Genomic DNA, 22,331 nt, shown 5'->3' with positions numbered 1-22,331 from the left:
GATGCAAGTCTCACGCCGCTTCCTTGCGCGCATCGCCCGAGGCTTCGGTTTCCAGCAACCACTTCAGCGCACGGCGGTACATGTCGACGCCGCGGCCGTCGGGCGGATCGGCCTTCACCAGCGATGCCGCGTCGCGCAGGCGCGTGTCCATCGGCACGGCGTGCGGCCAGACGCGTTCGCCGTAGCGATCCTGCAATTCGTACAGGCTCTGCACGCCGGTGCGCGTGCGCCGGTCGAACAATGTCGGCAGCACGTGGCGCGGCAGCGGGCGACGGCGCGAGCGTTCGACCATCTCCGCCGTGCGCAGCATGTCGGCCAGGCCGTGCAGGGCGAGCGGGTCGGTCTGCGTCGGCACGATCAGGCGATCGGCCGCCGCCAGCGCATTGACCATCAGCAGGCCGAGCGTGGGCGGGCAGTCCATCAGCACGTAGTCGTAGACATCGCGCACCGTGTGCAACGCACGACCGAGCGCCAGGCCCAGTCCGGGCTGCGTCGCGCCGCGCCGTTCCAGCGTGGCCAGCGCCGGTTGCGCGGCGACCAGCTGCAGGTCGGGGATGTGCGTGTAGCGGGCCAGTTCGAGCAGGCCCGAGGCGCTGCCGTTGAACAGGTCGTGGGTGCCGGACGGCGGCGGGTCGGCGGGGACTTCGAATGCGCGCGTCAGCGACGCGTGCGGATCGAGGTCGAGCAGCAGCACGCGGTTTCCCTGCGTGGCTAACCCGCGTGCGAGGCACAGCGACGTCGTCGTCTTGCCGACGCCACCTTTCTGGTTGGCGATTGCCCAGGCGCGCATCAGCCCGCTCCCGGTGAGGTGGAGGAATGTTTGGCCGCCGCGGCGGCACGTGCGGTGTCGGCGGCGATGCCGTCGTTGCCGGCGGCGTGCGCGCGTGCGGCGGCGGTGGCCGCGCCCGGTGCGCTGGGCGCCGTCGTCGAGCGCGAAGGCGTCGAAGACGCGGCGGGAAACAAATCGGCGTCGACGGCCGGCGCGGTGGTTTCGTCCTGCATCGCGATCGTCGCCGGCGTGCGGTCTTCCAGTGCGTCCGGGCCCTGCGGATTGGCCAGGATCACCAGCAGCACGCGGCGGTTCGCGTTGCGGCCCTGCGGCGTGGCGTTGTCGGCGACCGGCTGGAATTCACCGTAGCCGACCACCGCCAGACGGCTGGGCGAAATGCCGTCCTGCGCCATCACGTGGACGATGCTGGCCGCGCGCGCGGACGACAGTTCCCAGTTGGACGGGAACTGCGACGTCGCGATCGGCACGTTGTCGGTGTAACCCTCCACGCGCATCGCGTTGGGTTCCTCGCGCAGCACGGCGGAAATGCGCCGCACGGTGTCCACGGCCTGCGGATTGGGCACGGCCACGCCGCTGGCGAAGAGGATGTCGCTCTGGATCTCGACTTCCAGGAAGTTGTAGCTGCGCCGCACGGTGACCAGCTTCTGCTTCACCAGTTCCGACAGCGCGTCCTGGATGCGGCGGCCGATCGAATGCAGCTGCTGTTCGCCCTGTTCGCGCGATTCTTCCAGCGCGACCTGCTGCGCCGCGCCGGCCTTGCCGCCGAAGGTCGGCATGTCCAGCACCTGGCGCATGCGCGGCGCGGCGATGGGCGTGGACGAGGACGGGCCGGACTTGGAACCGGGCGTCACCAGCGACGGCCGGTCGAAGGCCGAACCGCGCAGCTGGTGCATGCCCAGCTGGATCGGCGTGACGGTGCGCGGCGGTCCGCCGAACGCGGAGGAGAGCGCATCGGCGAGCACGCGGTACTTGCCCTCGTTGATCGAGGAGATCGCGTACATCACCACGAAGAACGCCAGCAGCAGCGTGATCAGATCGCCGTACGGGATCGCCCACGCTTCGTGGTTCATGTGTTCTTCGTGATGCTGCTTGCGGCGGCCGGCCATGGGTGCGAAGGCTCCGTCAGACCACGAAGCCGTTGAGCCGCGCTTCGATGTTGCGCGGGTTCTCGCCCTGGGCGATGGCGATGAGGCCTTCGATGATCATCTCGCGCTCGTCGGCCTGCTGGTTGATCAGCCCCTTCAGCTTGGCCGCCATCGGCAGCAGCATCAGGTTCGCCAGGCCGATGCCGTAGATCGTCGCGGTGAACGCGGCGGCGATGCCGTGGCCGAGCTTGCTCGGGTCGGCGAGGTTCTTCATCACCGCCATCAGGCCCAGCACCGCGCCGATGATGCCCAGCGTCGGCGAGTAGATGCCGGCGCCCTCGAACACCTTGGCCGCGGCGAGGTCGCGCTGCGACTGGCCGTGCAGTTCGATCTCCAGCATCTGCCGGATCGATTCGGGCTCCACGCCGTCCACCACCATCTGCAGGCCCTTGCGCACGAACGGGTCTTCCTGCGCCTGCACTTCGGCTTCCAGGCCCAACAGGCCCTGGCGGCGCGCGACGGTGCTCCATTCCACGATGCGCGCGATCATCGCCGGCCGATCCTGCGCGGGCGGATTGAACACCCAGCGCACGATCGCCAGTGCACGCTTGAACGTCGCCATCGGCGTCTGCACGAGGATGGCCGCGATGGTGCCCAGGATCACGATGACGAACGCCGCCGGCGACCACAGGCCCGAGAGGCCCGCGCCCTTGAGGATGCTGCCGCCGATGAGGGCGACCAGCGCAAGTACGACACCGATGAGGCTGAGTCTGTCCATCGTGGGGAAACGTCCGTGGAGGTTGAGCTGTCATTCCCGCGAAGGCGGGAATCCATGGTTCCGACGCGGCAACCTCGACGGGAGGCGTGCAACGTTTGCGAGTTGGATCCCCGCCTTCGCGGGGATGACAGCATGGGGTTTTGCTCGGAGCTTCGTTGTTCTTAACGGTCCCTCGCCGCGCTACTTGAGCCGCGCAGCCCGGTTCTGAGCAGTGCGTCCACATCCAGGATCAGCGCCATGCGGCCGTCGCCGACCAGGCTGGCGCCGGCGTAACCGGCCAGGCCGCGCAGCGTGCGGGGCAGGGCCTTGATGACCACTTCCTCGCGGCCGCGCACGCGGTCCACGGTCAGGCAGAAGCGTTGCTCGCCGGACTGCAGCACCACGCAGGTCGTGGCCGCGGCCGGGTCGGGCGCCAGGCCCAGCCAGGCGCGCAGGTCGATCAGCGGCAGCGGCTGGTCGCGCAGGTCGAGCATGCTCTGGCCGTCCACCCAGATCGCCTCCACGCGCTCGTGCGCCAGCACTTCGACCACGCGCACCAGCGGCAGCGCGTAGACGTCGCCTTCCAGTTCCACCAGCAGCGTGGGCAGGATCGCCAGCGTCAGCGGTACGCGGATCACGAAGCGCGTGCCGCGGCCGGCTTCGGAATGGATCTGCACCTGACCGGACAGTTCGCGGATCTTGGACTGCACCACGTCCATGCCGACGCCGCGCCCGGACAGGTCGCTGACTTCGCTGCGCGTGGAGAAGCCGGCCATGAAGATCAGGTTGAGGCATTCGTCCGACGACAGCCGCGCGGCGGCGTCGGGGTCGATCAGGCCTTTCTTGACGGCGCTGCGGCGGATCTTTTCCGGGTCGATGCCGGCGCCGTCGTCGCTGACTTCGATGGAGACGTGGTCGCCTTCCTGCTGCGCGGACAGGCGCACGCGGCCCTGTTCGTTCTTGCCCGATGCGCGGCGCGTGTCCGGCGCTTCGATGCCGTGGTCGATCGCGTTGCGCACCAGGTGCACCAGCGGATCGGCGAGGGCTTCGACGAGGTTGCGGTCCAGTTCGGTCTCGGCGCCGACGATGTCCAGCTCCACCGACTTGGACACCTGCCGCGCGACGTCGCGCGCGAGCTTGGGAAAGCGTGCGAACACGCGGCCCACCGGCTGCATGCGCACCATCATCACCGAGGACTGCAGGCGCGAGGTGGCGACGTCCAGCGCGGTCACGGCGCGATCGAGGTCCTCGTCGCGCAGGCGCGGGCGGATGGTCTTGAGGCGGTTGCGCGCGAGCACGAGTTCGCCGACCAGGTCGACCATCGCGTCGAGGCGACGCACGTCGACGCGGACGGTGGGGTCTTCGGCGGCTTTGGGTTGTGCGTTGGATTTCGCGGCGCCTTTGGCCCCTCCCCCTGCTTGCAGAGGGAGGTTGGGAGGCGGGAGTGAGGGCGCGTCAGCGCCCGAGCTCGCCGCGCTGCGGCTTTGCGACCCCTCCCCAACCCTCCCCTGCGAGCCGGGGAGGGAGTTCGCGCTGGAGCCGTGCAGCGAATCCAGCAGCGCTTCGAACTCGTCCTCGTCGATGTCGCCGTTCGCCGATGCCGGCTTCGCGGTGCTCATGGCGATGCCCTTGGCGCCGTCGCGCAGCGACTTCAGCAGCGCCGGCGGTGCGTGTTCGGGTTCCTCGCCGGCCGACACGGCCGCGAGCATGTCCACCAGCAGGTCCAGCGACTGCTGCGTGTCGTCGAACGCCGCCGCGTCCATCGGCACCGTGCCGTCACGCGCGACGTTGAGGCGATCCTCCACCGCGTGGCAGATGTGCACCATCGGCACGAAGTCGAGGAAGCCCGCGCCGCCCTTGATGGTGTGGAAACCGCGGAAGACGGTGTTGAGGCAGTTGCGGTCGGTCGGCGCGTGTTCCAGCGCGACCATCTGCTCGCCCAGCTGGTCGAGGATCTCGCGCGCTTCGATCAGGAAGTCGGCCGCGATGTCGTCGGCGATGGCGTTCATCGGCGAATCCTCGAAAGCAGTTCGTCATTCCCGCGCAGGCGGGTAGCCCGGGTAAGCGAAGCGCACCCGGGATCGAGCGTGACGGCACCCCGGGTGCGGCCTGCGGCCTTACCCGGGCTACGGCTCGGCATGAACGTCGGGCGAACCATCGTTACAACCCCAGCGAAGACAGCAGTTCGTTCGCGTCGTCCTGCGTCGCCGGCGCGGGATCCACGCCCGCCACCGACGGGCCGAAGCCGCGCGAGTTGTGATTGAGGTGCAACGGCGTGTCGCCGGTGTCGACGACTTCGCCCAGGCCCGCGTGCACCGCGCGCACCAGCACCACGACGCGGCGGATGATCTGCCCCGTAAGGTCCTGGTACCCCTGCGCGGCGGTCATTTCCGACATGCGCGAGCGGATCGCGGCGATGGTCGCGGCCTGTTCCTCGGCGGCGGCATCCGGCAGCGTGCCCAGCAGCACGCCGCATTCCTGGATCAGGTCGAGCGTGCGATGGCTGGCGTCCTCGCTCACGTGCACCACGTGTTCCAGGCGCGCGCAGGCTTCCGGCAGGGAACCGCTCGTCGACGACGCGCCGCTGCTTTCGCCCAGCGCGCTTTCCAGTTCGCGCGCGAGCTTGGCCAGGCCCTGCACCAGCGGCTGGCTGCGCCACTGGATCAGCGCGTCGACATTGCTGCGCCAGCCGGCGAGGTCGTCGTGCTCCAGCGCCCACAGCGCCGCGTGCAGGCGCGCGATGACGGCCTGGCGGTCCTGCGTGATGACCACCTCGGAGCCGGGCGCCTCGATCACGCGGCCGCTCCCAGGCGCTCGAACACCTTGGCGAGCTTGTCTTCCAGCGTCGCGGCGGTGAAGGGCTTGATGACGTAACCGTTCACGCCGGCCTGTGCGGCTTCGATGATCTGCTCGCGCTTGGCTTCGGCGGTGACCATCAGCACCGGGATCTTCGCCAGCGCGGCGTCGGCGCGGATCGCCTTGAGCAGGTCGATGCCCGGCATGCCCGGCATGTTCCAGTCGGTGACGACCAGGTCGTACGACGCTTTCTTCAGTTCGATCAGCGCGGTGCTGCCGTCGTCGGCCTCGGCGGTGTTGTGGAAGCCCAGGTCGTTGAGCAGGTTCTTGACGATGCGGCGCATGGTCGAGAAGTCGTCGACGATGAGGATGCGGATGTTCTTGTCCATGTGGGCTTGGCTCTGGTGCAGAAGGAAAGTCGGGAACAGCGTCAATGCGTGATGGTGATCAGCCCGTTGCTCCTTCGACTTCGGCGCTGCGCGCCTACGCTCAGGACGAACGGTGAAACGATCCCGTTCGTCCTGAGCGTAGGGCCGAAGGCCCGAAGTCGAAGGATGAACGGGCCGGTCGCGCCGGAGTCATTCGGCACAGGTGCGCAACTGTCGAAGGCGAACTCAATACCCATGCTCGTCCTCATCGTCCTCATGCGTGCCGCGCCACTCGCCCAGACGCGCGCGCAGGCGCAACATCGCCTGGCCGTGGATCTGGCAGACGCGCGATTCGCTCACGCTCAGCACCGCGCCGATCTCGCGCAGGTTCAGTTCCTGCTCGTAGTACAGCGACAGCACCAGCTGTTCGCGTTCGGGCAGGTTGGCGATCGCGCCGCCGAGGGCTTCGCGGAACGCGCCGTGTTCGAACTCGCGCGCCGGCGTCGCGCCGCCGTGCGTGGCCAGGTGCGGCTCGCCCTCGTGTTCGTCCAGGTGCGCTTCCAGGCTGATGAGCTGGCCGCGCGCGGCGTCCTCGAGCATGCGGTGGTATTCGTCCAGCGAAACCTCGAGCGCGCTGGCCACTTCCTGCGAGGTCGCGGCGCGGCCGGTGCGCTGTTCGACTTCGCGCGTGGCGGCGACGACATCGCGGTAACGGCGATGCACCGAGCGCGGCACCCAGTCGCCACGGCGGATCTCGTCGATCATCGCGCCGCGGATGCGGATGGAGGCATACGTTTCGAACGCCGCGCCTTGATCCGCCTGGAAATTGCGGGCCGCGTCGATCAGGCCGAGCATGCCGGCCTGGATGAGGTCGTCGATCTCCACGCTCGCCGGCAATCGCGCGGCCAGGTGGTGGGCGATGCGGCGCACGAGTTCGCCGTGCTTCTCGACGACCTCGGTCGCGTTGGCGTTGTCGGTGGCGCGCTGGGTGGCCTTGTACTGTGCGGCGGCGGCGTTCATGCGACGGCGCTCCGTAATGGATCGTTGTGGCTGGCCGCACTGGCGCCCGCGCTGTGCGCGACGAGGCGTTCCATGAAGAATTCGACGCCGCCGCGCGGACCGGCCGGCGACTGCCAGCTGTTCGCGCGCCGTGCGATGTCGCGGAAGGCCAGCGCCGAAGGACAACCCGGGAAGGCTTCCACGACGGCTTCCTGGCGCTGGATCGCGCGGCGCAGCCATTCGTCGCGCGGAATCGCGCCGAGGTAGTGCAGCGTCACGTCGAGGAAGCGCGCGCTGACGCGCTCGAGCTTCTCGAACAGCTGCTTGCCTTCGATGGCGTTGTTGACCTGGTTCGCCAGCACCTGCACGCGGGTCACACCGCGCTCGCGGCTGAGCACCTTGATCAGCGCGTAGGCGTCGGTGACCGAGGCCGGTTCGTCGCAGACCACCACCACCACGTCCTGCGCGGCCTGGCAGAAGGTGAGCACGCTGTCGGAGATGCCGGCGGCGTTGTCCACCACCATCGCGTCCAGCGGCAGGTCGAGCTGGCAGAAGGCGTTCACCAGGCCGATGTGCTGCTGCGGCAGCAGTTCGGTCATGTGGCGCTTGCCCGACGCCGCCGGAACCACCCACAAACCGCGCGGGCCTTCCAGCAGGGTGTCCTGCAATTCGCAGCGACCGGCGAAGACGTCGGCGAGCGTGAACTGCGGCGACAGGCCGAGCATCACGTCGACGTTCGCAAGGCCCAGGTCGGTGTCCAGCAGCAGCGTGCGCTGGCCGGCGTGGACCAGGGCCATGGCGAGGTTCACCGAGACGGAGGTCTTGCCGACGCCGCCCTTGCCGCTGGCCACGGCGATGACGCGCACCGGGGCGCGCGCGCCGGACACGGGCGCACCGGACGCGGGTGCATTGAGATCAGCTGGCGATGGCATGGCGGTCCTCGGTGGGGAGGGTCACAGGACGGGCGTCGAGAGACCCGAGGGGGTTATCGGCAGCACGTCGCACTTTCTCGAGGGTCAAAACGAGACGGCGTGCGTCCGCGGCGGCGATGTCGGTCGGGACCTGCTGGCCGTCGGTGGTGTAGGCCAGGCTCAGGCCGTGCTGGACCAGCACCGACAGGGGCGAACCCAGGCGGCCGGTCTCGTCCAGCTTGGTCAGCACCACGCCTTCCGGTGAGGCCGGGCGGTAGCGGCGCACCACTTCGCCCAGGTCATGGGCATTCGTGTTGGCCGGCAGCACGAGCAGGCTGCGCACGCGCTTGGCCGCGCGCAGCCACAGGATCTGGCCGAGCAGGGCGCGGTCGCGCAGGCCGTGGCCGGCGGTGTCGACCAGCACCAGCGGGTAGTCGGCGAGCTGGTCGAGGGCGTCGTTCAGCGCTTCCGGGCCGTTGGCCTCGCACACCGTCACGCCCAGTCGGCGGCCGAGGATGTGCAGCTGCTCCGTCGCGCCGGGGCGCTCGGTGTCGGTGGTGACCAGGGCGACGTCGCGGGCCCGGTGGCGCTGGGCGAAACGCGCGGCGAGCTTGGCGGCGGTGGTCGTCTTGCCGGCGCCGGTCGGGCCGACCAGGGCGATCACGCCGCCGTCGTCGATGGGTTCGTGGCGGGCGACGGAGATCGCGCGCGCCAGTTCTTCCAGCATCGGCTCGCGCACCTGCGCCGGGTCGAGGCGGGCGTCGATGCGGCCGGCGATCGTCTGCGCCAGATTCTCGTCGCAGCCGTAGCTCATCAGCAGGTCGAACGCCGCCGCGCGCGCCGGCGAACCGCGCAGGCGTTCGACGGTGAGCTGACCGAACTCGCGCTCGATCATCGCGCGCATCGTCGCCAGTTCGTCGCGCATGGCGAGCATGGACGGGTCGCGTGCGTCGGCGACGGCGTGGAGGTGGGGCGCAGCGGCGGGCGTTTGAGGCGCGAGCGCTTGAGCCCCTCTCCTCTCGGAGTGAGAGGGCGCTGCTTGCGAACCACTGGTTCGCGCGCCATCGAACGCCCAAACGCTGTGCGTTTGGGCTTGGGGGTCGGGGTGAGGGGCAACGGAGTGATTCGTCAACAGATCGACGTAGGAGGCAGAACCCTTGAAGGCAGTGCCATCGGCGAGGTGGTCCTGATTGCGCCCCTCACCCTCGATCCCTCTCCCGTCGGGAGAGGGAAGCAAAGCGTCATCGCTCCACAGATCCGCAAGGCTGCGGTATTCGTGCGAGATCGGCTCGCTGGGCTGCGTCGTCCGCGCCCCTTCAAGCGCGGCGACATCGGCCGATAGAGAGGGAGCAGCGTCACCGATTCCGACCGCAGCCGTGGGCGCGACGTGTGTCGGGTCGGTGACGCTGTCCCTTGTTGCTTCCTGCACCGGCGCATCGTGCGATGCGCTGGTGCCGGCGGGTGCGGTCTGCGCGAACGCCGCCGCTGCCGCCTCGAACTTCTCCCCCTGCGGGATCAGCGCGGCCATCATCGCGTCGAAGCGCGAGGTGTCGGGCTTGGGGCGCGCGTCGGCCACCTGCGTCTCGACCTTCGGCGCGCGCGGCGCGGTTTCCACGCGCGTGCCGTCGCCGATGGCGAACACGGCGCGGCCGCGGATCGGGGATTCGGCGATCTTCGCGCGTGCCTTGTCGGAGAGCGCGACGACGGCGGGTTCTTCGTCTTCGATTTCGATGCGCTGCATTTCCACGCGCTCCATTTCGACGGTGGACTCGGCCGACGGCGCGGTCCAGGCGGGCTTGCCCTTCACCGGCTTGGTGAGCAGTGCGGCGAGCGAGGACATGCGCGAGCTTTTTTGCTCCTCCCCCTCCTTGGCGGGGGAGGTTGGGAGGGAGTAGTGAGGCGCGTCAGCGCCGAGCTCGCCGCTGCGCGGCTTCGCGACCCCTCCCCAACTGTCCCGGCCTTCGGGCATAGCCCGAAGGCGTTCGTCGGGACGCGCGCCAGTGGCGCGCAGACGTCCCTCCTCACCCCCTGCACGCAGGGGAGGGGGAGCTTCGTTCGAGGCATTCGACATCGACTTCGTCATCGGCACCACCGCCGCCACCGTCGCCGGCGTGCTCGGCGAGGCCACCGGCGCGGGCGCGGCGGGCAGCGACGGCAACGCGGCGCGCAGGGCCTGCTGCGCCAGGGATTCGTCGTAGTCGGTGGCCGAGACGATCTCGATGCCGTCCTCGACCGGACGGTTCGACAGGATCACCGCATCGGGCCCCTGTTCGTCGCGCACCATGCGCAGCGCGGTGCGCATGTCGGGGGCGATGAAACGTTTGATTCGCATGGTTTAACAGCCGGGATTCGGGATTCGGGATTCGGGATTGGGTGAAGCGGGGATTCGTGATTCGAGATTCGGTAAAGCCGGGATTCGTGATTCGAGATTCGGGATTCGCAAAAGCGGAGGGGCGACCGGCGAATCATTGAAGTGGGCGTGAGTCATGCTTTTGCTCCTACGAATCCCCAATCCCGAACTCCCAATCCCGGCTTTTCACCCCACCGACCCCACCAACCGCAACCGCTTGTCCTCCGGCACTTCGCCGTAGGCCAGCACGGTCAGCGCGGGGACGCTGTGCCGCACGAGCCGGGCGATCGCGGAACGGATCCCACCGGGAACCAGCAGCACCGCGGGTTCGCCGCGGCCTTCCTGGCGGGTGACGCACTCGCTGAGGTTCTGATGCAGACGCTCGGCGAGTCCGGGTTCCAGCGCGGCGCCCTGGCCGCTGACGGAGTCCTGCAATACCCGTTCCAAAGCCGGCGCCAAGGTATAGACGGGCAGTTCGGCGCCCAGTCCGTTGAGTTCCTGGACGATGAATCGGCCCAGCGCGGTGCGCACGGCGGCCGTCAGCAGCGCCGGGTCCTGCGTGTGCGCGCCGTGTTCCAGCAACGCTTCGACGATCTGCCGCAGCTGCCGCACCGGCACGCGTTCGGCCAATAGCGACTGCAGCACGCGCACCACGGTCGACAGCGGCAGCAGCTTCGGCGTCAGGTCTTCGACCAGGCGCGGCGAGGCGCGGCCCAGCGTGGCCAGCAGCTGCTGCACTTCCTCGTGGCCGAGCAGTTCGGCGGCGCGTTCGCGCACCAGATGCGACAGGTGCGTGGCGACCACGGTGGCCGCATCGACCACCGTGTAGCCCAGCGATTCGGCCTGCGCGCGCTGGCCCGGCTGGATCCACACCGCGTCCAGTCCGAACGCCGGGTCCTTGCCGGGAATGCCTTCGAGCTTGCCGAACACGTGGCCCGGGTCGAGCGCGAGGTGGCGGTCGGGGTGGATCTCGCCGCTGGCGATCGGCACGCCGTGCACCAGCACGCGGTACAGGCCCGGCGCCAGTTCGAGGTTGTCGCGCACGTGCACGGCGGGAATCAGGAAACCCAGGTCCTGCGTCAATTTGCGGCGCACGCCCTTCAGGCGCGCCAGCAGTTCGCCGCCCTGGTTCTTGTCGACCAGCGCGATCAGGCGATAACCCACTTCCAGGCCCAGCGGCTCGACCGGACGCAGTTCGTCCCAGCTCAGTTCCGGCTGCGCGGCGGCGGCCGCGGTGGCCAGCTCGCCTTCGATCACGTCCGTCGGCGGCGCCAGCGAGCGCTTGTGCAGCCGCCATGCCGCGTATCCCAGCATCGCCGCCAGGATCAGGAACGGCACGTTCGGCATGCCCGGCACGATGCCGACCAGCGCCATCAGCGCCGCCGCCACGGCCAGCGCACGCGGGTGCAGCACCTGCGTGGTGACCGCCGCGCCCATTTCCTGTTCGCGCGTGGCGCGCGTGACCAGCATGGCGACCGCGGTGGAGATCAGCAGCGCCGGCAGCTGCGCGACCAGGCCGTCGCCGATCGCCAGCAACACGTACGTGGTGCCTGCGTCCTTGAACGTCATCTCGTGCTGGAGCACGCCGATCAGCACGCCGCCGATGATGTTGATCGCCAGGATCAGCAGGCCGGCGATGGCGTCGCCGCGCACGAACTTGCTGGCGCCGTCCATCGAACCGTAGAAGTCGGCTTCCGCGCGCACTTCCTCGCGGCGCATCTTCGCGTCTTCGCGGGTGAGCAGGCCGGCGTTGAGGTCGGCGTCGATCGCCATCTGCTTGCCGGGCAGGGCGTCGAGGATGAAGCGCGCCGACACTTCCGAGATACGCCCGGCGCCCTTGGTGACGACGACGAAGTTGACGATGGTCAGGATCGCGAACACCACGATGCCGACCGCGAAGCTGCCGCCGATGACGAACTGGCCGAAGGATTCGATCACGTGGCCCGCCGCCGCCGGGCCCTGGTGGCCGTGCAGCAGCACCACGCGGGTGGAGGCGACGTTCAGCGCCAGGCGCAGCAGCGTGACCAGCAGCAGCACGCTGGGGAAGATCGAGAACTCCAGCGGCCGCTTGACGTACACCACCGCCAGCAGCACCACCAGCGACATGGCGATGTTGACGGTGAACAGCGCGTCCAGCACCAGCGGCGAGAGCGGCACGATGACCATGGCGAGCATCGCCAGCACGATCACCGGCGTCGCCAGGCCGCTCTTCACGGCGTGGCCCATGTTGGCGACAGAGAACTGACTGCTCATGCCGTCGGCTTTCCGTCATCGGCTGCGCCATCGGCCAGCACGGAGTCCACGGAGACATCGCCCAGGCTCGGCATCGGCCCGTGCGCGGGGTGCCAGCGCTTGAGCTGGTAGACGTAGGACAACACCTGCGCGACGGCCGCGTAGAGCTTCACCGGGATCTCCTGGTCGATCTGCGCATGCCGATACAAGGCGCGTGCCAGAGGCGGTGCCTCGACGATGCTGACCCGGTGCTTGCCGGCCACGTCGCGGATGGCCAGCGCCATCTCGTCCACGCCCTTGGCGACGACCTTGGGCGCGCGCATCTTGCCGGCCTCGTACTTGAGCGCGACGGCGAAGTGGGTCGGGTTGGTGACGATCACGTCGGCGGTCGGTACCGCTTCCATCATCTGGCGGCGCGACAGCTGCGCGGCGATCTGGCGCACACGCGCCTTCACTTCCGGATTGCCTTCGCTTTCCTTGTATTCGTCGCGCAGTTCCTGCTTGCTCATCTTGAGCTTGTTGCGGTACTGGAAGTGCTGCCAGGGCACGTCGATCAGCGCCAGTACGCCGAGTGCGCCGACCATCGCCAGCACCGCCTTGGTGATCAACGACAGGCCCACGCCGACGGCTTCATTCAGCGGCATCTTCGCCATGTCGATCAGGTGGGTGAACGCGCCGTACACCACCATGCCGCCGAGGCCGCCGATGAGCAGCACGCGCAGGACCGAGCGCACCAGCTCGGCGAGACTTTCCTTTCCGTACATGCGCTTGAGGCCTGCCATCGGGCTCATGCGCGCGAAATCCGGGGCGAGCGACTTCGACGCGAAGCGCAATCCGCCCATCACCGCCGGCGCGATGAAGCATGCGGCCAGCGCGGCCAGCAGGATGGGCAGCATCGGCTTGACCAGGCCGAGCAGCAGCAGCGCGGCGTGCGTGAGGAGGCGGTCGTGCTGGCCGAGCATCGCCTGATCGAGGGTGAGCGCTTCGCGCAGCCAGTCCTGCGACGCGGTGCCGATGCTGGAGCCGGTCGCGACCAGCGCCATCGCCGCGCAGCCGAGCACCGCCACGTTGCCCAATTCGCGCGATCGCGGAACGTCGCCGCGTTCGCGCGCTTCGCGCAATCGTTTTTCTGATGGCTGTTCGGTTTTGTCTTCCTGGTCTTCGGACATCGGCGTTCATTCCCTCGGCCAGCCGATCCCTGCAGCGAGCGTGCCAAACGCCTTCTTCGCCTGCGTAGCCCGGGTAAGCGAAGCGCACTCGGGGTGGCGTCCGGCAACTGGCACGCGGCCAGTCCCCGGGTGCGCTGCGCTTACCCGGGCTCCAGGGGCTGCAAGCAGGGGAGGGGGTTCAAGCCGTCAGCGCCCGCGCCGCGTTGAACGCTTCATCGAACAAGCGCTCCACCGGTCCCTGCAGCTCCCGTGCCAGAAGCATCAGCAGCACCAGCCCGACCAGCAGCGCCACCGGCAGGCCCAGCTGCACGGGGTTGAGCTGCGGCGCCGCGCGCGCCAGCACGCCGAAGGCGAGGTTCACCGCCAGCAGCGCGACGATCACCGGCAGCGCCAGCAGCAGCCCGGCCTGCAACGCGGTGGAGAAGAACGTCGGCACCACCGACAGGAACTGCTGCACGTCCACCAGCGGCGTGCCCAGCGGCAGCGCGTGGTAGCTGTCCAGCAGCAGCTTCACCAGCGCCAGGTGGCCGTCGAAGGTGAAGAACAGCAGGCCGAACACGAGGTAGAACCACTGCGCCAGCACCGGCGAGGACGCACCGCTGAGCGGGTCGGCCATCGTCGCGAACGACAGGCCCATGCCCTGCGACACCAGTTCGCCGGCGAACTGCCCGGCCTCGAAGGCCAGGCGCAGGATCGTGCCGATGGCGATGCCGACGGCGAATTCGCGCAGCACGGTGAGGACTGTCATCGCATCCACGCCGGCCGCGGGCGGCGTCGGCAGCAGCGCCGACAACGCGCCGGAAATCGCCAGCGTCACCATGAGTCGCGCGCGCATCGGCATGCTGCGACCGCCCAGCATCGGCATCGCCTGCATCGCCGCACCGATGCGGATGGCATGCCACAGCACGGTGCCGAGCATGCCGAACAGGTTGAGGCCGTCGATGACGGTGGCGGTGGTGGGTTCCATCAGGCCGCCTGCATTCGACGACGGAAGGGCGCCAAGGTATTCCCCGTTCGTCCTGAGCGTAGGGCCGCAGGCCCGAAGTCGAAGGGCGAGCGGGCCTCACGCGCCAATGGAGCCGCCTGCATCCCGTCCATCCTTCGACTTCGGCGCTTCGCGCCTGCGCTCAGGACGAACGGTGAAAGGTGGGCGATGTCTGCTTGCACGATGCTTCCTTCTCTCTCACTGCCATCCATGGCGGGACGCGATTGGCTTCGGATCGCCCGGCCCGGCCATCCATGGCCGGTCGTTCGGCAGGCCACGCGGCAGTGCGGCGTAAACGGCCGGCCTCACCCCACCAAGTGCGGAATCCGATGAAACAGATCCGCCGTGAACGCCACCATCTTCCCGAGCAGGAAGTGCCCGGTGAGCGCCAGCGTCGCCACCAGCGCGATGGCCTTCACGACGAAGCCGATCGTGGGTTCGTTGATCTGCGTGGCGGCCTGCACGATGCCGACGACCACGCCGACGACGAGCACGGCGATGAGCGGCGGCGCGCCCAGCACCAGCGCCATCTGCAGGCCGCGGCCGATTTCGGTGAGGGCGGTTTCCGGCGTCATGACGTCACGCCACGTTGAAGCTGGCGGCGAGCGAACCGACCACCAGCACCCAGCCGTCCACCAGCACGAACAGCAGGATCTTGAACGGCGCCGAGATCAGCATCGGCGAGAGCATCATCATGCCCATCGACATCAGCACGCTCGCCACGACCAGGTCGATGATCACGAACGGGATGTAGATCAGGAACGCGATCTCGAACGCGGTCTTCAACTCGCTGGTGAGGAACGACGCGGCCAGCACGCTGAAGGGCACGTCCTGCGGCGTCGCATACGGGCCGCTGTTGGACAGCCCGGCGAACGTCATCAGGTCGGTCTCGCGGATCTGCGCGAGCATGAAACCGCGGAACGGCTCGGACGCGGCGGTCCATGCGCTGCGGAAATCCATCTGGTCGTTGAGGTAGGGCGCGATGCCGGCGGCCCAGGCCTGGTCGAACACCGGCGTCATCACCATCGCGGTGAGGAACAACGCCAGCGCCATCAGCACCTGGTTGCTCGGCGTCTGCCCGGTGCCCAGTGCCTGTCGAAGCAGGCCCAGCACGATGATGATGCGCGTGAACGCCGTCAGTCCCAGCAACGCCGCCGGCAGCAGCGTGATGCCGGTCATCAGCAGCAGCACCTGCATCGGCATGCTGACCGGTTCGCCACCGATCTTGCCGACCGTGACCGAGGGCAACGGCTTGTTCAACGCGGCCAGCGCGGGCGACGCCGGCGCCGGCGCGGACTGGGCCTGCGTGGAAACCGGCGTGGGCAGCGCCTGTGCGCGGACGGGCAGGAAGGCCGGCGCGATGAAGAGCAGCGCCAGGGCGAGGGACAGGGCGATGGCGATGCGGCGGACGAGTTCCGACGTCATCCCGGTGGAGTGGTGCCTCTCCGTCACCCCAACGCAACGGGCATATCCCGTCATCCCAGCGAAAGCTGGGATCCATTTTGCTTTTGCTCTTGGGTTCGATTTCACGGCAGGAAGATCAACATGGGTTCCAGCTTTCGCTGGAACGACGGTGGAGGGCTGCCGGCTTCCGTGAACGCGTGGCGCCACGGCGCTCACGGCTTCTTCCCGAAATGCTGCGCCAGCAACTGCGCGAACGGACTGACGGCATTCCCCTGCGAAGGCTGTGCCAGAGGCAGCGGTTCGGCCAGCGTGTGCAGCGTCGTCATGCCGTTCTGGCCGACGCCCAGCAGCAGCTGCGTGTTTCCGACTTCCACCACGACCACGCGATCGCGCGGCCCCAGCGCCAGCGAACCGACGACGCGCAGCGCGTTGGTGTTGGATGCACGGCCCACGCCCGGCATGCGACGCGCGAGCCAGCCCAGGCCGAGGATCAGCGACACCACCAGGATCAATGCGAACACCGCGCCGCCGATGCCGGGGCCGTCGGCGGGCTTGGCGAAGGCTTGCGGTTTGGCGGGGTGCGCGACGGTGGCGGTGTGCTGCGCGTTGGCCGCTCCCCCTGCTTTTGCTCCCCCTGCTTGCAGGGGGTGAGGAGGGACGGCTTGCGCGCCATTGGCGCGCGTCCCGACGAACGCCATCGGGCCATCGCCCGATGGCTGCGGGCTGGGAGGGGGTAGCGAGGCGCCTTGCGCCGAGCCTTCCTGTGACACGTTCGCCGCAAGCGGCTCACACCCCTCCCCAACCCTCCCCTGCAAGCAGGGGAGGGAGTTCACGGGCGCACCCGACGAAACGACAGCCGCATCATTTCCGATCGCAACCATCGCGCGGTCGCCGAGCCCCTCTCCCGCTCGCGGGAGAGGGGTTCGGGTGAGGGCAGACGCAGCGGCTGCGTCGACAGTACCCGCAGCGATCATCGCAGCCTCTTGATCCGCTCGGCCGGGCTGACCACGTCGGTCAGACGCACGCCGAAACGATCGTTGACGACGACCACTTCGCCCTGCGCGATCAGCGTGCCGTTGACGTACAGATCCAGCGGTTCGCCGGCGGCGCGCTCCAGTTCGACCACCGAACCCTGGTTGAGCTGCAGCAGGTTGCGGATCGGAATGCGCGCGCGGCCGACCTCGAGCGACAGCGTGACCGGCACGTCGAGGATCACGTCCAGGTTGAGGTCGCTGGCGATGCCGCCATCAGCGGTGAGCGGATCGAAAGCGGCGCGTGCGGCGGAGTCGTTGCTGGTCATCGGCGTCAGGCCTGGGTGAGCGCGGCGTGGACCGCGATGGAGTCGGGATTGGTGGGGTCGAACACCGGCTTCTCGCGTACGGCGTGCACGGTGTTGACCTTGATGGCGTTGCGGCCGTTGTGCGTGCCGAACTCGCCGGAGAACAACGGCATCTGCTCGACCTTCAGCGTCGCCGTGCGCGGGATTTCCAGCGGAATCACGTCGCCCACGCGCAGCCGGCACAGCTCGCGCAGGCTGATCGAGCGCTGCGCCAGCACGCTGGACAGTTCGATCTCGGCGTCGTGCAGCTGCGAGCGCAGCGCGACCGTCCAGCTTTCGTCGCGTTCGATGCGGTCGCTCTGCACGCCGGCGTCCAGCGCCTCTCGGATCGGTTCGAGCATCGCGTACGGCAGCGACACATGGAATTCGCCGCCGCCGCCGTCCAGCTCGACGTGGAAGCGGCACACCACGATGTATTCGCGCGGGCTGATGATGTTGGCGAAGTGCGGATTGACCTCCGAATTGAGGTATTCGAACTCCACCGGCATCACCGGCGCCCACGCGTCCACCAGGTCGGCGAAGGTCTGCTTGAGCAGCAGCTGGATCACGCGCATCTCGGTGGGCGTGAACTCGCGGCCTTCGATGCGCGTGTGGTACTTGCCCGAGCCGCCGAAGAAGTTGTCCACCACGGTGAACACCAGGCGCGGTTCGAACATCACCAGCGCGGTGCCGCGCAGCGGCTTCATCTTCACCAGGTTGAGGTTGGTCGGCACCTGCAGCGAATGCATGTACTCGCCGAAGCGGATCAGGTCGATGCCGCGCACCGACAGGTCGGCCGAGCGGCGCAGCAGGTTGAACAGGCCGATGCGCCACGTGCGCGCGAAGCGCTCGTTGATCATCTCCAGCGTCGGCAGCTTGCCGCGGACGATGCGGTCCTGGCTGGCGAAGTCGTAACTGCGCGCTTCGCCCGGAACCGGCGGCGGCTCGGTCTCGACCGCGCCGGAATCCACGCCGTGCAGGAGGGCGTCGATTTCGTCCTGTGACAGCAGGTCGCTCATCATCGGATCAGGCTCTCGTGAAGGCCGTTACTGCGTGACCAGGCTGGTGAAGAACACCGCCTCGACCTTGTCGGGCGCGCGTTCGGCGCGGAGCACGCCGCGAACTTCGGCCAGGGCCTGTTCCTGCAGGCGCTCCTTGGCCGAGCGCTGCGCGAGCTGCGCGGCGGTGTGCTGGCCGAACAGCAACAGCAGGCGGTTGCGGATGGCGGGGGTGTGCAGTTCCAGCGCGGCGCCGGTGGCTTCATCGCGCGTCATGACCTGGACGTCGGCCTGCAGGTAGCGCACCGCGCCGGTGTCGGCGAGGTTGACCACGAAGGCCGGTTCGAGGGCGTAGTAGCGGGCCGGCGCACGCGTCGCGGCGGCGGCCGGTTCGGCGGCGTGGGCCTGCGCGCCGCGTCCTTGCAGGAACCACCACGCGCCGGCGCCGGCGATGCCGATCACCAGCAGCACGATCAGAATCCACAGCGCGAGGTTGTTGCTGCGCGGCGGGATCGGAGGAGCGGCGTGGGCGGCGGGCTTGGACATGCGCGGAACTCGGCGATGGGGAATGCCGGTGCCGTGCAAGGGGTGTGCCGTGGGTTGGAAGTGGGAGCGGTGGCGGCTGCTCGATTCCTCCCGTCATCCCGGCGAAGGCCGGGACCCAGGCCCGGAGCGTTCAGGGCCCTCTCATTGCCGACGCCCCGCCTCACCGTCATTCCAGCGAAAGCTGGAATCCATTTGCGCTGTTCCAGGCCTCGCCGGCAAAGCTGAAGATCAAGACGGATTCCAGCTTCCGCTGGAATGACGAGACGGAGCGGACGACGTGACAGCCTGGGTCCCGGCCTTCGCCGGGATGACGGTGGAGGTGGGACGGTAGCGATGAAATCCGCCCGCCCCGGCGCGTCGGTCTTTTGACGGACGTCCCGCGCCAGACTCCCGTCAGTGCCCGAGGGCGCTCAATCGGTCACGCGTACTCATCCAGCAACCCGCGCGAGGCGCGCACCGCCGGGCCGGGCGTCCAGCCGGCATGGGCCGCGCTGTCGGCACCGTCGCCGCCGAGGGGGCCGGGTTGGCCGTTCGCGGGCGCCTGCTGCTGCCCCGGCTGCCGCTGGCCGACATCCGCATGCCCCAGCTGCAAGCCCTGCTGCCCGAGCATGTCGCGCAGGCGCGGCAGGCTCGACTCCAGCGCGTGCCGGACCTCGGCCTGGGCGCTGTTGAATTCCGCGTTGACGCGATTGCCGTCCAGCTGCAGGCGCACGTCGATCGTGCCCAGATGATCCGGCGTGACGCGGATTTCCGCGTGGCCGATCTTCTGGTCGGCCAGCCACGCGATGCGCGAACCGAAGCCGTCCTCGAAGCCCTTGTCGACGCCCAGCGGCTGGTTCGCCATGACCGCGGCGACCGTGGCGCGCGACAGCGAATGCGTCGTGGCGTTCGAAACCGACAGCGGCGGCGTCGCGGCCGTGTCGCCGACCTCGCCGATCGCGCCCGTGTCGAAGGTCGCGTCGGGCGCGTTCGCATCGCCGTCGGCGGAGACCGCGGCGCCCATCGCCACGGCGAAGGCGGCCGTGGCGTCGCCTTCGGCCGGCGTCGCGGGCGTCGTCGCCGGCAATGCGGTGGGAAGCGCCGGCAGCGTCGGCTTCGCGGTGGTCGCGCCCTGCGCGCCGGTGGCGGCGTTATCCGGGGCGGTCGGCGCCAGCGCGGCCGGCAATGCATCCGTCGTCGCCGTGGGCGCGGCGGCGGTCGCGCCGGCGAGGCCGTTCAGCAGCGCCAGCAGTTGCTCGGGCAGCGCGGGTGCGGCGGCATCGTTCGCCGCAGGCGTCGGCGACGCTTCGGCCGTTGCGATGGCAGTGGCGTCGTCGTGGGCGGGCGCGCTCGCTTCGCCGCCCTGCGTGTCGGACGTTTCGGCGCTGCGTGGTTCGCGCGGCGCGTCGTCCCTCGCTTCAGCGCGCACGTTGTCGCGCGGCTTGGCTTCGGTTGCTTTCGAATCGTTCTGCGACGCGTCCTGCGACGGACGCGAAGGGCCGGAGTCGCGCGGCCGTTGGGCGCCGTCCGCGCGACTGGACTCCGGCGTTCGGGACGCAGGCGAAGGCGACGACGATCGGGAATCCGATCGCGCGCCCTGCGCCTGCAACATCTGGTCGAACCCGCTGGACGCACCGGCGTCGTCCTGCGTCGTGGACGAAGCGCCGCCATTGCGCGTGCCGTTGGCGCCGGCCGCGCGCTGGCCGGCGAGCAGGGCGGAGAACGTCTGCATCACTCGGTCGCTCCGTCGCTGGCGTTGCCACTTGCGTTGGCATGCACGCTGCGGCGCGCGCCGAGATCGTCCAGCTCGCGCTGCACGCGCTGCTCGGCCACGCGCGATTCCTGCGCGCGGTAGCTTCCCGCCAACTGCTCCATCACCTTGGCGTCGCGGCTGGCGAGCATCAAGCGCGCGCGTTCGACGTCGCGGTTCTGGCGGCTGCTGTCGACGATGCGGCTTTGCTGATCCACCGCCGTTTCGAGCTTGGCGCGGAAGGCGATGCGGTTGGCCAGCAACGCCGGTGCGATGGTCGCGTCGTTCGGCGTGACGGCGTATTCCTCGGCGTAGCGGCGCAGCGCGTCCAGGCGCTGTTCCTGCTCGGCCAACTGGCGGTCGCGGTCGGCGACTTCGCGGGCGGCGGCGTCCTGGCGCTGCTGCATCAGGTTCAGCAGGGGATCGAGGCGTTGCGAACGGGTCATGCGGTCTCCGTCGTCGCGGTGGCGACTGTGGGTTCACGAACATCGTCAAGAAGGCGGGCGAGGGCATCGCGGCTGGCCTGCACGTCGGCGGCCTCGCTCACGTCCTGTCCCAGGAAATTCAGGATCGCCGGCCAGCGCGCCAGCGCTTCGTCGACGACCGGATCGTTGCCGCGCTGGTAGGCGCCGATGGCGATCAGGTCGCGCTGTGCGTTGTAGGCGGCCATCAGCCGCTTGAGCTTGCGGATGCGCTCGCGCCACGGGGCGTCGGTGATGTCCTGCATCACGCGGCTCACCGAGACTTCCACGTCGATGGCCGGGTATTGGCCCGCGTCGGCGATGCGGCGCGTGAGCACGATGTGGCCGTCGAGGATTGCGCGCGCGGCATCGGCGATCGGTTCCTGCTGATCGTCGCCTTCGGTGAGCACGGTGTAGAACGCGGTGATCGAGCCGCGCCCGTCGGCGCCGTTGCCCGCGCGTTCCACCAGCGCCGGAAGTTTCGCGAACACGCTGGGCGGGTAGCCGCGCGTGGTCGGCGGTTCGCCCACCGACAAGCCGATCTCGCGCTGCGCGTGCGCGTAGCGGGTGAGCGAGTCCATCAGCAGCAAGACGTGCAGGCCCTGATCGCGGTACCACTCGGCGATGGCCGTCGCGCGCAACGCGCCGTGCAGACGCGCCAGCGGCGGGCGGTCGGCGGGTGCGGCAACGACGACGGCGCGACGCAGGCCTTCCTCGCCCAGCGTGGCTTCGACGAAATCGCGCACTTCGCGGCCGCGTTCGCCGATCAGGCCCACGACGATGACGTCGGCGGCGGTGAAGCGGGTCATCATGCCCAGCAGCGTGGACTTGCCGACGCCGGAACCGGCGAACAGGCCCACGCGCTGGCCGCGGCCGATGGGCAGCAATGAATTGATGGCGCGCACGCCGACGTCGAGCGAACGCGTGATTGGTTCGCGCATCAGCGGATTGACGGATTTGCCGGCCAGGCCGACCCAGTGTTCGGCGCGTATCGGGCCGCGGCCGTCGAGCGGCACGCCGTCGCTGTCGATCACGCGGCCGAGCAGGCCTTCGCCGACGGCGACTTCGCCGCGCTGACGACTGGGCACCACGCGTGCGTTCGGCAGCAGGCCTTCCAGGTGCGCGCTGGGCATGAGGAAGGTGCGGTCGCCGGAGAAGCCGACGACTTCCGCATCGACCCACACGCCGCCGTGCGTTTCCACGCGGCAGCGCGAGCCGAGCGGTGCGCTGCAGCCCGACGCTTCGAGCGTGAGGCCGACGGCGCGGCGCAGCACGCCTTCGCGCGCCAGGCCCATCGATTGCGGTTTGGGCGCGGCGGCGTCCAGGCGCGAGGCCAGGCGCAGGTTGCGGGCGTCGAGCCAGTGGGAGGCGGGGGTGGTCATGCGGAAGCTCCCTGCGCTGTGTCTCCCTCCCCTGCGTGCAGGGGAGGGTGG

At 69.3% G+C, this 22,331-nt stretch carries 21 protein-coding genes; all 21 read right to left on the bottom strand.

The genetic code is table 11. From position 1 onward, the window contains the following. Positions 1-10: 10 nt before the first annotated feature. Positions 11-790: a ParA family protein gene (locus AAFF32_RS19065; protein ID WP_216963960.1), complete on the bottom strand. Its 780-nt coding sequence runs from the start codon at positions 788-790 to the stop codon at positions 11-13. Then, positions 790-1,896: a flagellar motor protein MotD gene (motD, locus tag AAFF32_RS19060; protein WP_216963957.1), complete on the bottom strand. Its 1,107-nt coding sequence runs from the start codon at positions 1,894-1,896 to the stop codon at positions 790-792. Before motD ends, AAFF32_RS19065 begins: the two co-directional genes overlap by 1 nt. 16 nt (positions 1,897-1,912) lie before the next feature. Then, complete coding sequence (locus AAFF32_RS19055; protein WP_216963954.1) at positions 1,913-2,653, bottom strand: flagellar motor protein; 741 nt, start codon at positions 2,651-2,653, stop codon at positions 1,913-1,915. 161 nt (positions 2,654-2,814) lie between these two features. Further along, a complete protein-coding gene (locus AAFF32_RS19050) occupies positions 2,815-4,641 on the bottom strand; it encodes a chemotaxis protein CheA (protein WP_342316032.1) in 1,827 nt (608 codons plus the stop codon). A 151-nt stretch (positions 4,642-4,792) separates the two neighbouring features. Then, positions 4,793-5,428 (bottom strand): protein phosphatase CheZ, encoded by a 636-nt coding sequence (locus tag AAFF32_RS19045; RefSeq protein WP_216963948.1) that lies wholly within the window; start codon positions 5,426-5,428, stop codon positions 4,793-4,795. Then, on the bottom strand, positions 5,425-5,817 hold the full coding sequence (gene cheY, locus AAFF32_RS19040; RefSeq protein WP_216963945.1) for a chemotaxis response regulator CheY: 393 nt from the start codon (positions 5,815-5,817) through the stop codon (positions 5,425-5,427). The genes AAFF32_RS19045 and cheY overlap by 4 nt, the downstream gene beginning before the upstream one ends. 225 nt (positions 5,818-6,042) lie before the next feature. Beyond that, entirely contained in the window at positions 6,043-6,816 is a 774-nt protein-coding gene (locus tag AAFF32_RS19035) for an RNA polymerase sigma factor FliA (protein ID WP_216963943.1), read from the bottom strand. Continuing rightward, a complete protein-coding gene (locus AAFF32_RS19030) occupies positions 6,813-7,727 on the bottom strand; it encodes a MinD/ParA family protein (RefSeq protein ID WP_342316031.1) in 915 nt (304 codons plus the stop codon). Before AAFF32_RS19030 ends, AAFF32_RS19035 begins: the two co-directional genes overlap by 4 nt. After that, positions 7,711-10,038 (bottom strand): flagellar biosynthesis protein FlhF, encoded by a 2,328-nt coding sequence (gene flhF, locus AAFF32_RS19025; protein ID WP_342316030.1) that lies wholly within the window; start codon positions 10,036-10,038, stop codon positions 7,711-7,713. Before flhF ends, AAFF32_RS19030 begins: the two co-directional genes overlap by 17 nt. 204 nt (positions 10,039-10,242) lie before the next feature. Next, positions 10,243-12,309: a flagellar biosynthesis protein FlhA gene (gene flhA, locus AAFF32_RS19020; RefSeq protein WP_254200557.1), complete on the bottom strand. Its 2,067-nt coding sequence runs from the start codon at positions 12,307-12,309 to the stop codon at positions 10,243-10,245. Then, complete coding sequence (gene flhB / locus AAFF32_RS19015) at positions 12,306-13,457, bottom strand: flagellar biosynthesis protein FlhB (protein WP_342316029.1); 1,152 nt, start codon at positions 13,455-13,457, stop codon at positions 12,306-12,308. Before flhB ends, flhA begins: the two co-directional genes overlap by 4 nt. A 178-nt stretch (positions 13,458-13,635) precedes the next feature. Continuing rightward, complete coding sequence (gene fliR, locus AAFF32_RS19010; RefSeq protein ID WP_216963931.1) at positions 13,636-14,424, bottom strand: flagellar biosynthetic protein FliR; 789 nt, start codon at positions 14,422-14,424, stop codon at positions 13,636-13,638. A gap of 323 nt (positions 14,425-14,747) precedes the next feature. Then, complete coding sequence (locus AAFF32_RS19005; protein ID WP_216963928.1) at positions 14,748-15,017, bottom strand: flagellar biosynthetic protein FliQ; 270 nt, start codon at positions 15,015-15,017, stop codon at positions 14,748-14,750. Between the two features lie 4 nt (positions 15,018-15,021). After that, positions 15,022-15,867, bottom strand: a complete 846-nt coding sequence (gene fliP / locus AAFF32_RS19000; RefSeq protein ID WP_342316028.1) for a flagellar type III secretion system pore protein FliP — start codon at positions 15,865-15,867, stop codon at positions 15,022-15,024. A gap of 191 nt (positions 15,868-16,058) precedes the next feature. Next, positions 16,059-16,544 carry a flagellar biosynthetic protein FliO gene (fliO, locus tag AAFF32_RS18995; protein WP_216963923.1) on the bottom strand — a complete coding sequence of 162 codons (486 nt, stop codon included), beginning with the start codon at positions 16,542-16,544 and terminating at the stop codon, positions 16,059-16,061. 272 nt (positions 16,545-16,816) lie between these two features. Beyond that, positions 16,817-17,146, bottom strand: a complete 330-nt coding sequence (gene fliN, locus AAFF32_RS18990) for a flagellar motor switch protein FliN (protein WP_216963921.1) — start codon at positions 17,144-17,146, stop codon at positions 16,817-16,819. A 5-nt stretch (positions 17,147-17,151) separates the two neighbouring features. After that, complete coding sequence (gene fliM / locus AAFF32_RS18985) at positions 17,152-18,183, bottom strand: flagellar motor switch protein FliM (RefSeq protein ID WP_216963919.1); 1,032 nt, start codon at positions 18,181-18,183, stop codon at positions 17,152-17,154. Between the two features lie 27 nt (positions 18,184-18,210). Next, a complete protein-coding gene (locus AAFF32_RS18980) occupies positions 18,211-18,708 on the bottom strand; it encodes a flagellar basal body-associated FliL family protein (RefSeq protein WP_342316026.1) in 498 nt (165 codons plus the stop codon). 418 nt (positions 18,709-19,126) lie between these two features. Further along, positions 19,127-20,419: a flagellar hook-length control protein FliK gene (locus tag AAFF32_RS18975; protein WP_342316024.1), complete on the bottom strand. Its 1,293-nt coding sequence runs from the start codon at positions 20,417-20,419 to the stop codon at positions 19,127-19,129. After that, entirely contained in the window at positions 20,419-20,883 is a 465-nt protein-coding gene (gene fliJ, locus AAFF32_RS18970; RefSeq protein WP_216963913.1) for a flagellar export protein FliJ, read from the bottom strand. Before fliJ ends, AAFF32_RS18975 begins: the two co-directional genes overlap by 1 nt. Next, on the bottom strand, positions 20,880-22,280 hold the full coding sequence (fliI, locus tag AAFF32_RS18965) for a flagellar protein export ATPase FliI (RefSeq protein WP_216963911.1): 1,401 nt from the start codon (positions 22,278-22,280) through the stop codon (positions 20,880-20,882). The genes fliJ and fliI overlap by 4 nt, the downstream gene beginning before the upstream one ends. Between the last annotated feature and the right edge of the window lie 51 nt (positions 22,281-22,331).

Source organism: Lysobacter sp. FW306-1B-D06B (assembly GCF_038446665.1).
GTDB lineage: Bacteria > Pseudomonadota > Gammaproteobacteria > Xanthomonadales > Xanthomonadaceae > Lysobacter_J.
This window is presented reverse-complemented; position numbering and strand designations above follow the sequence as displayed.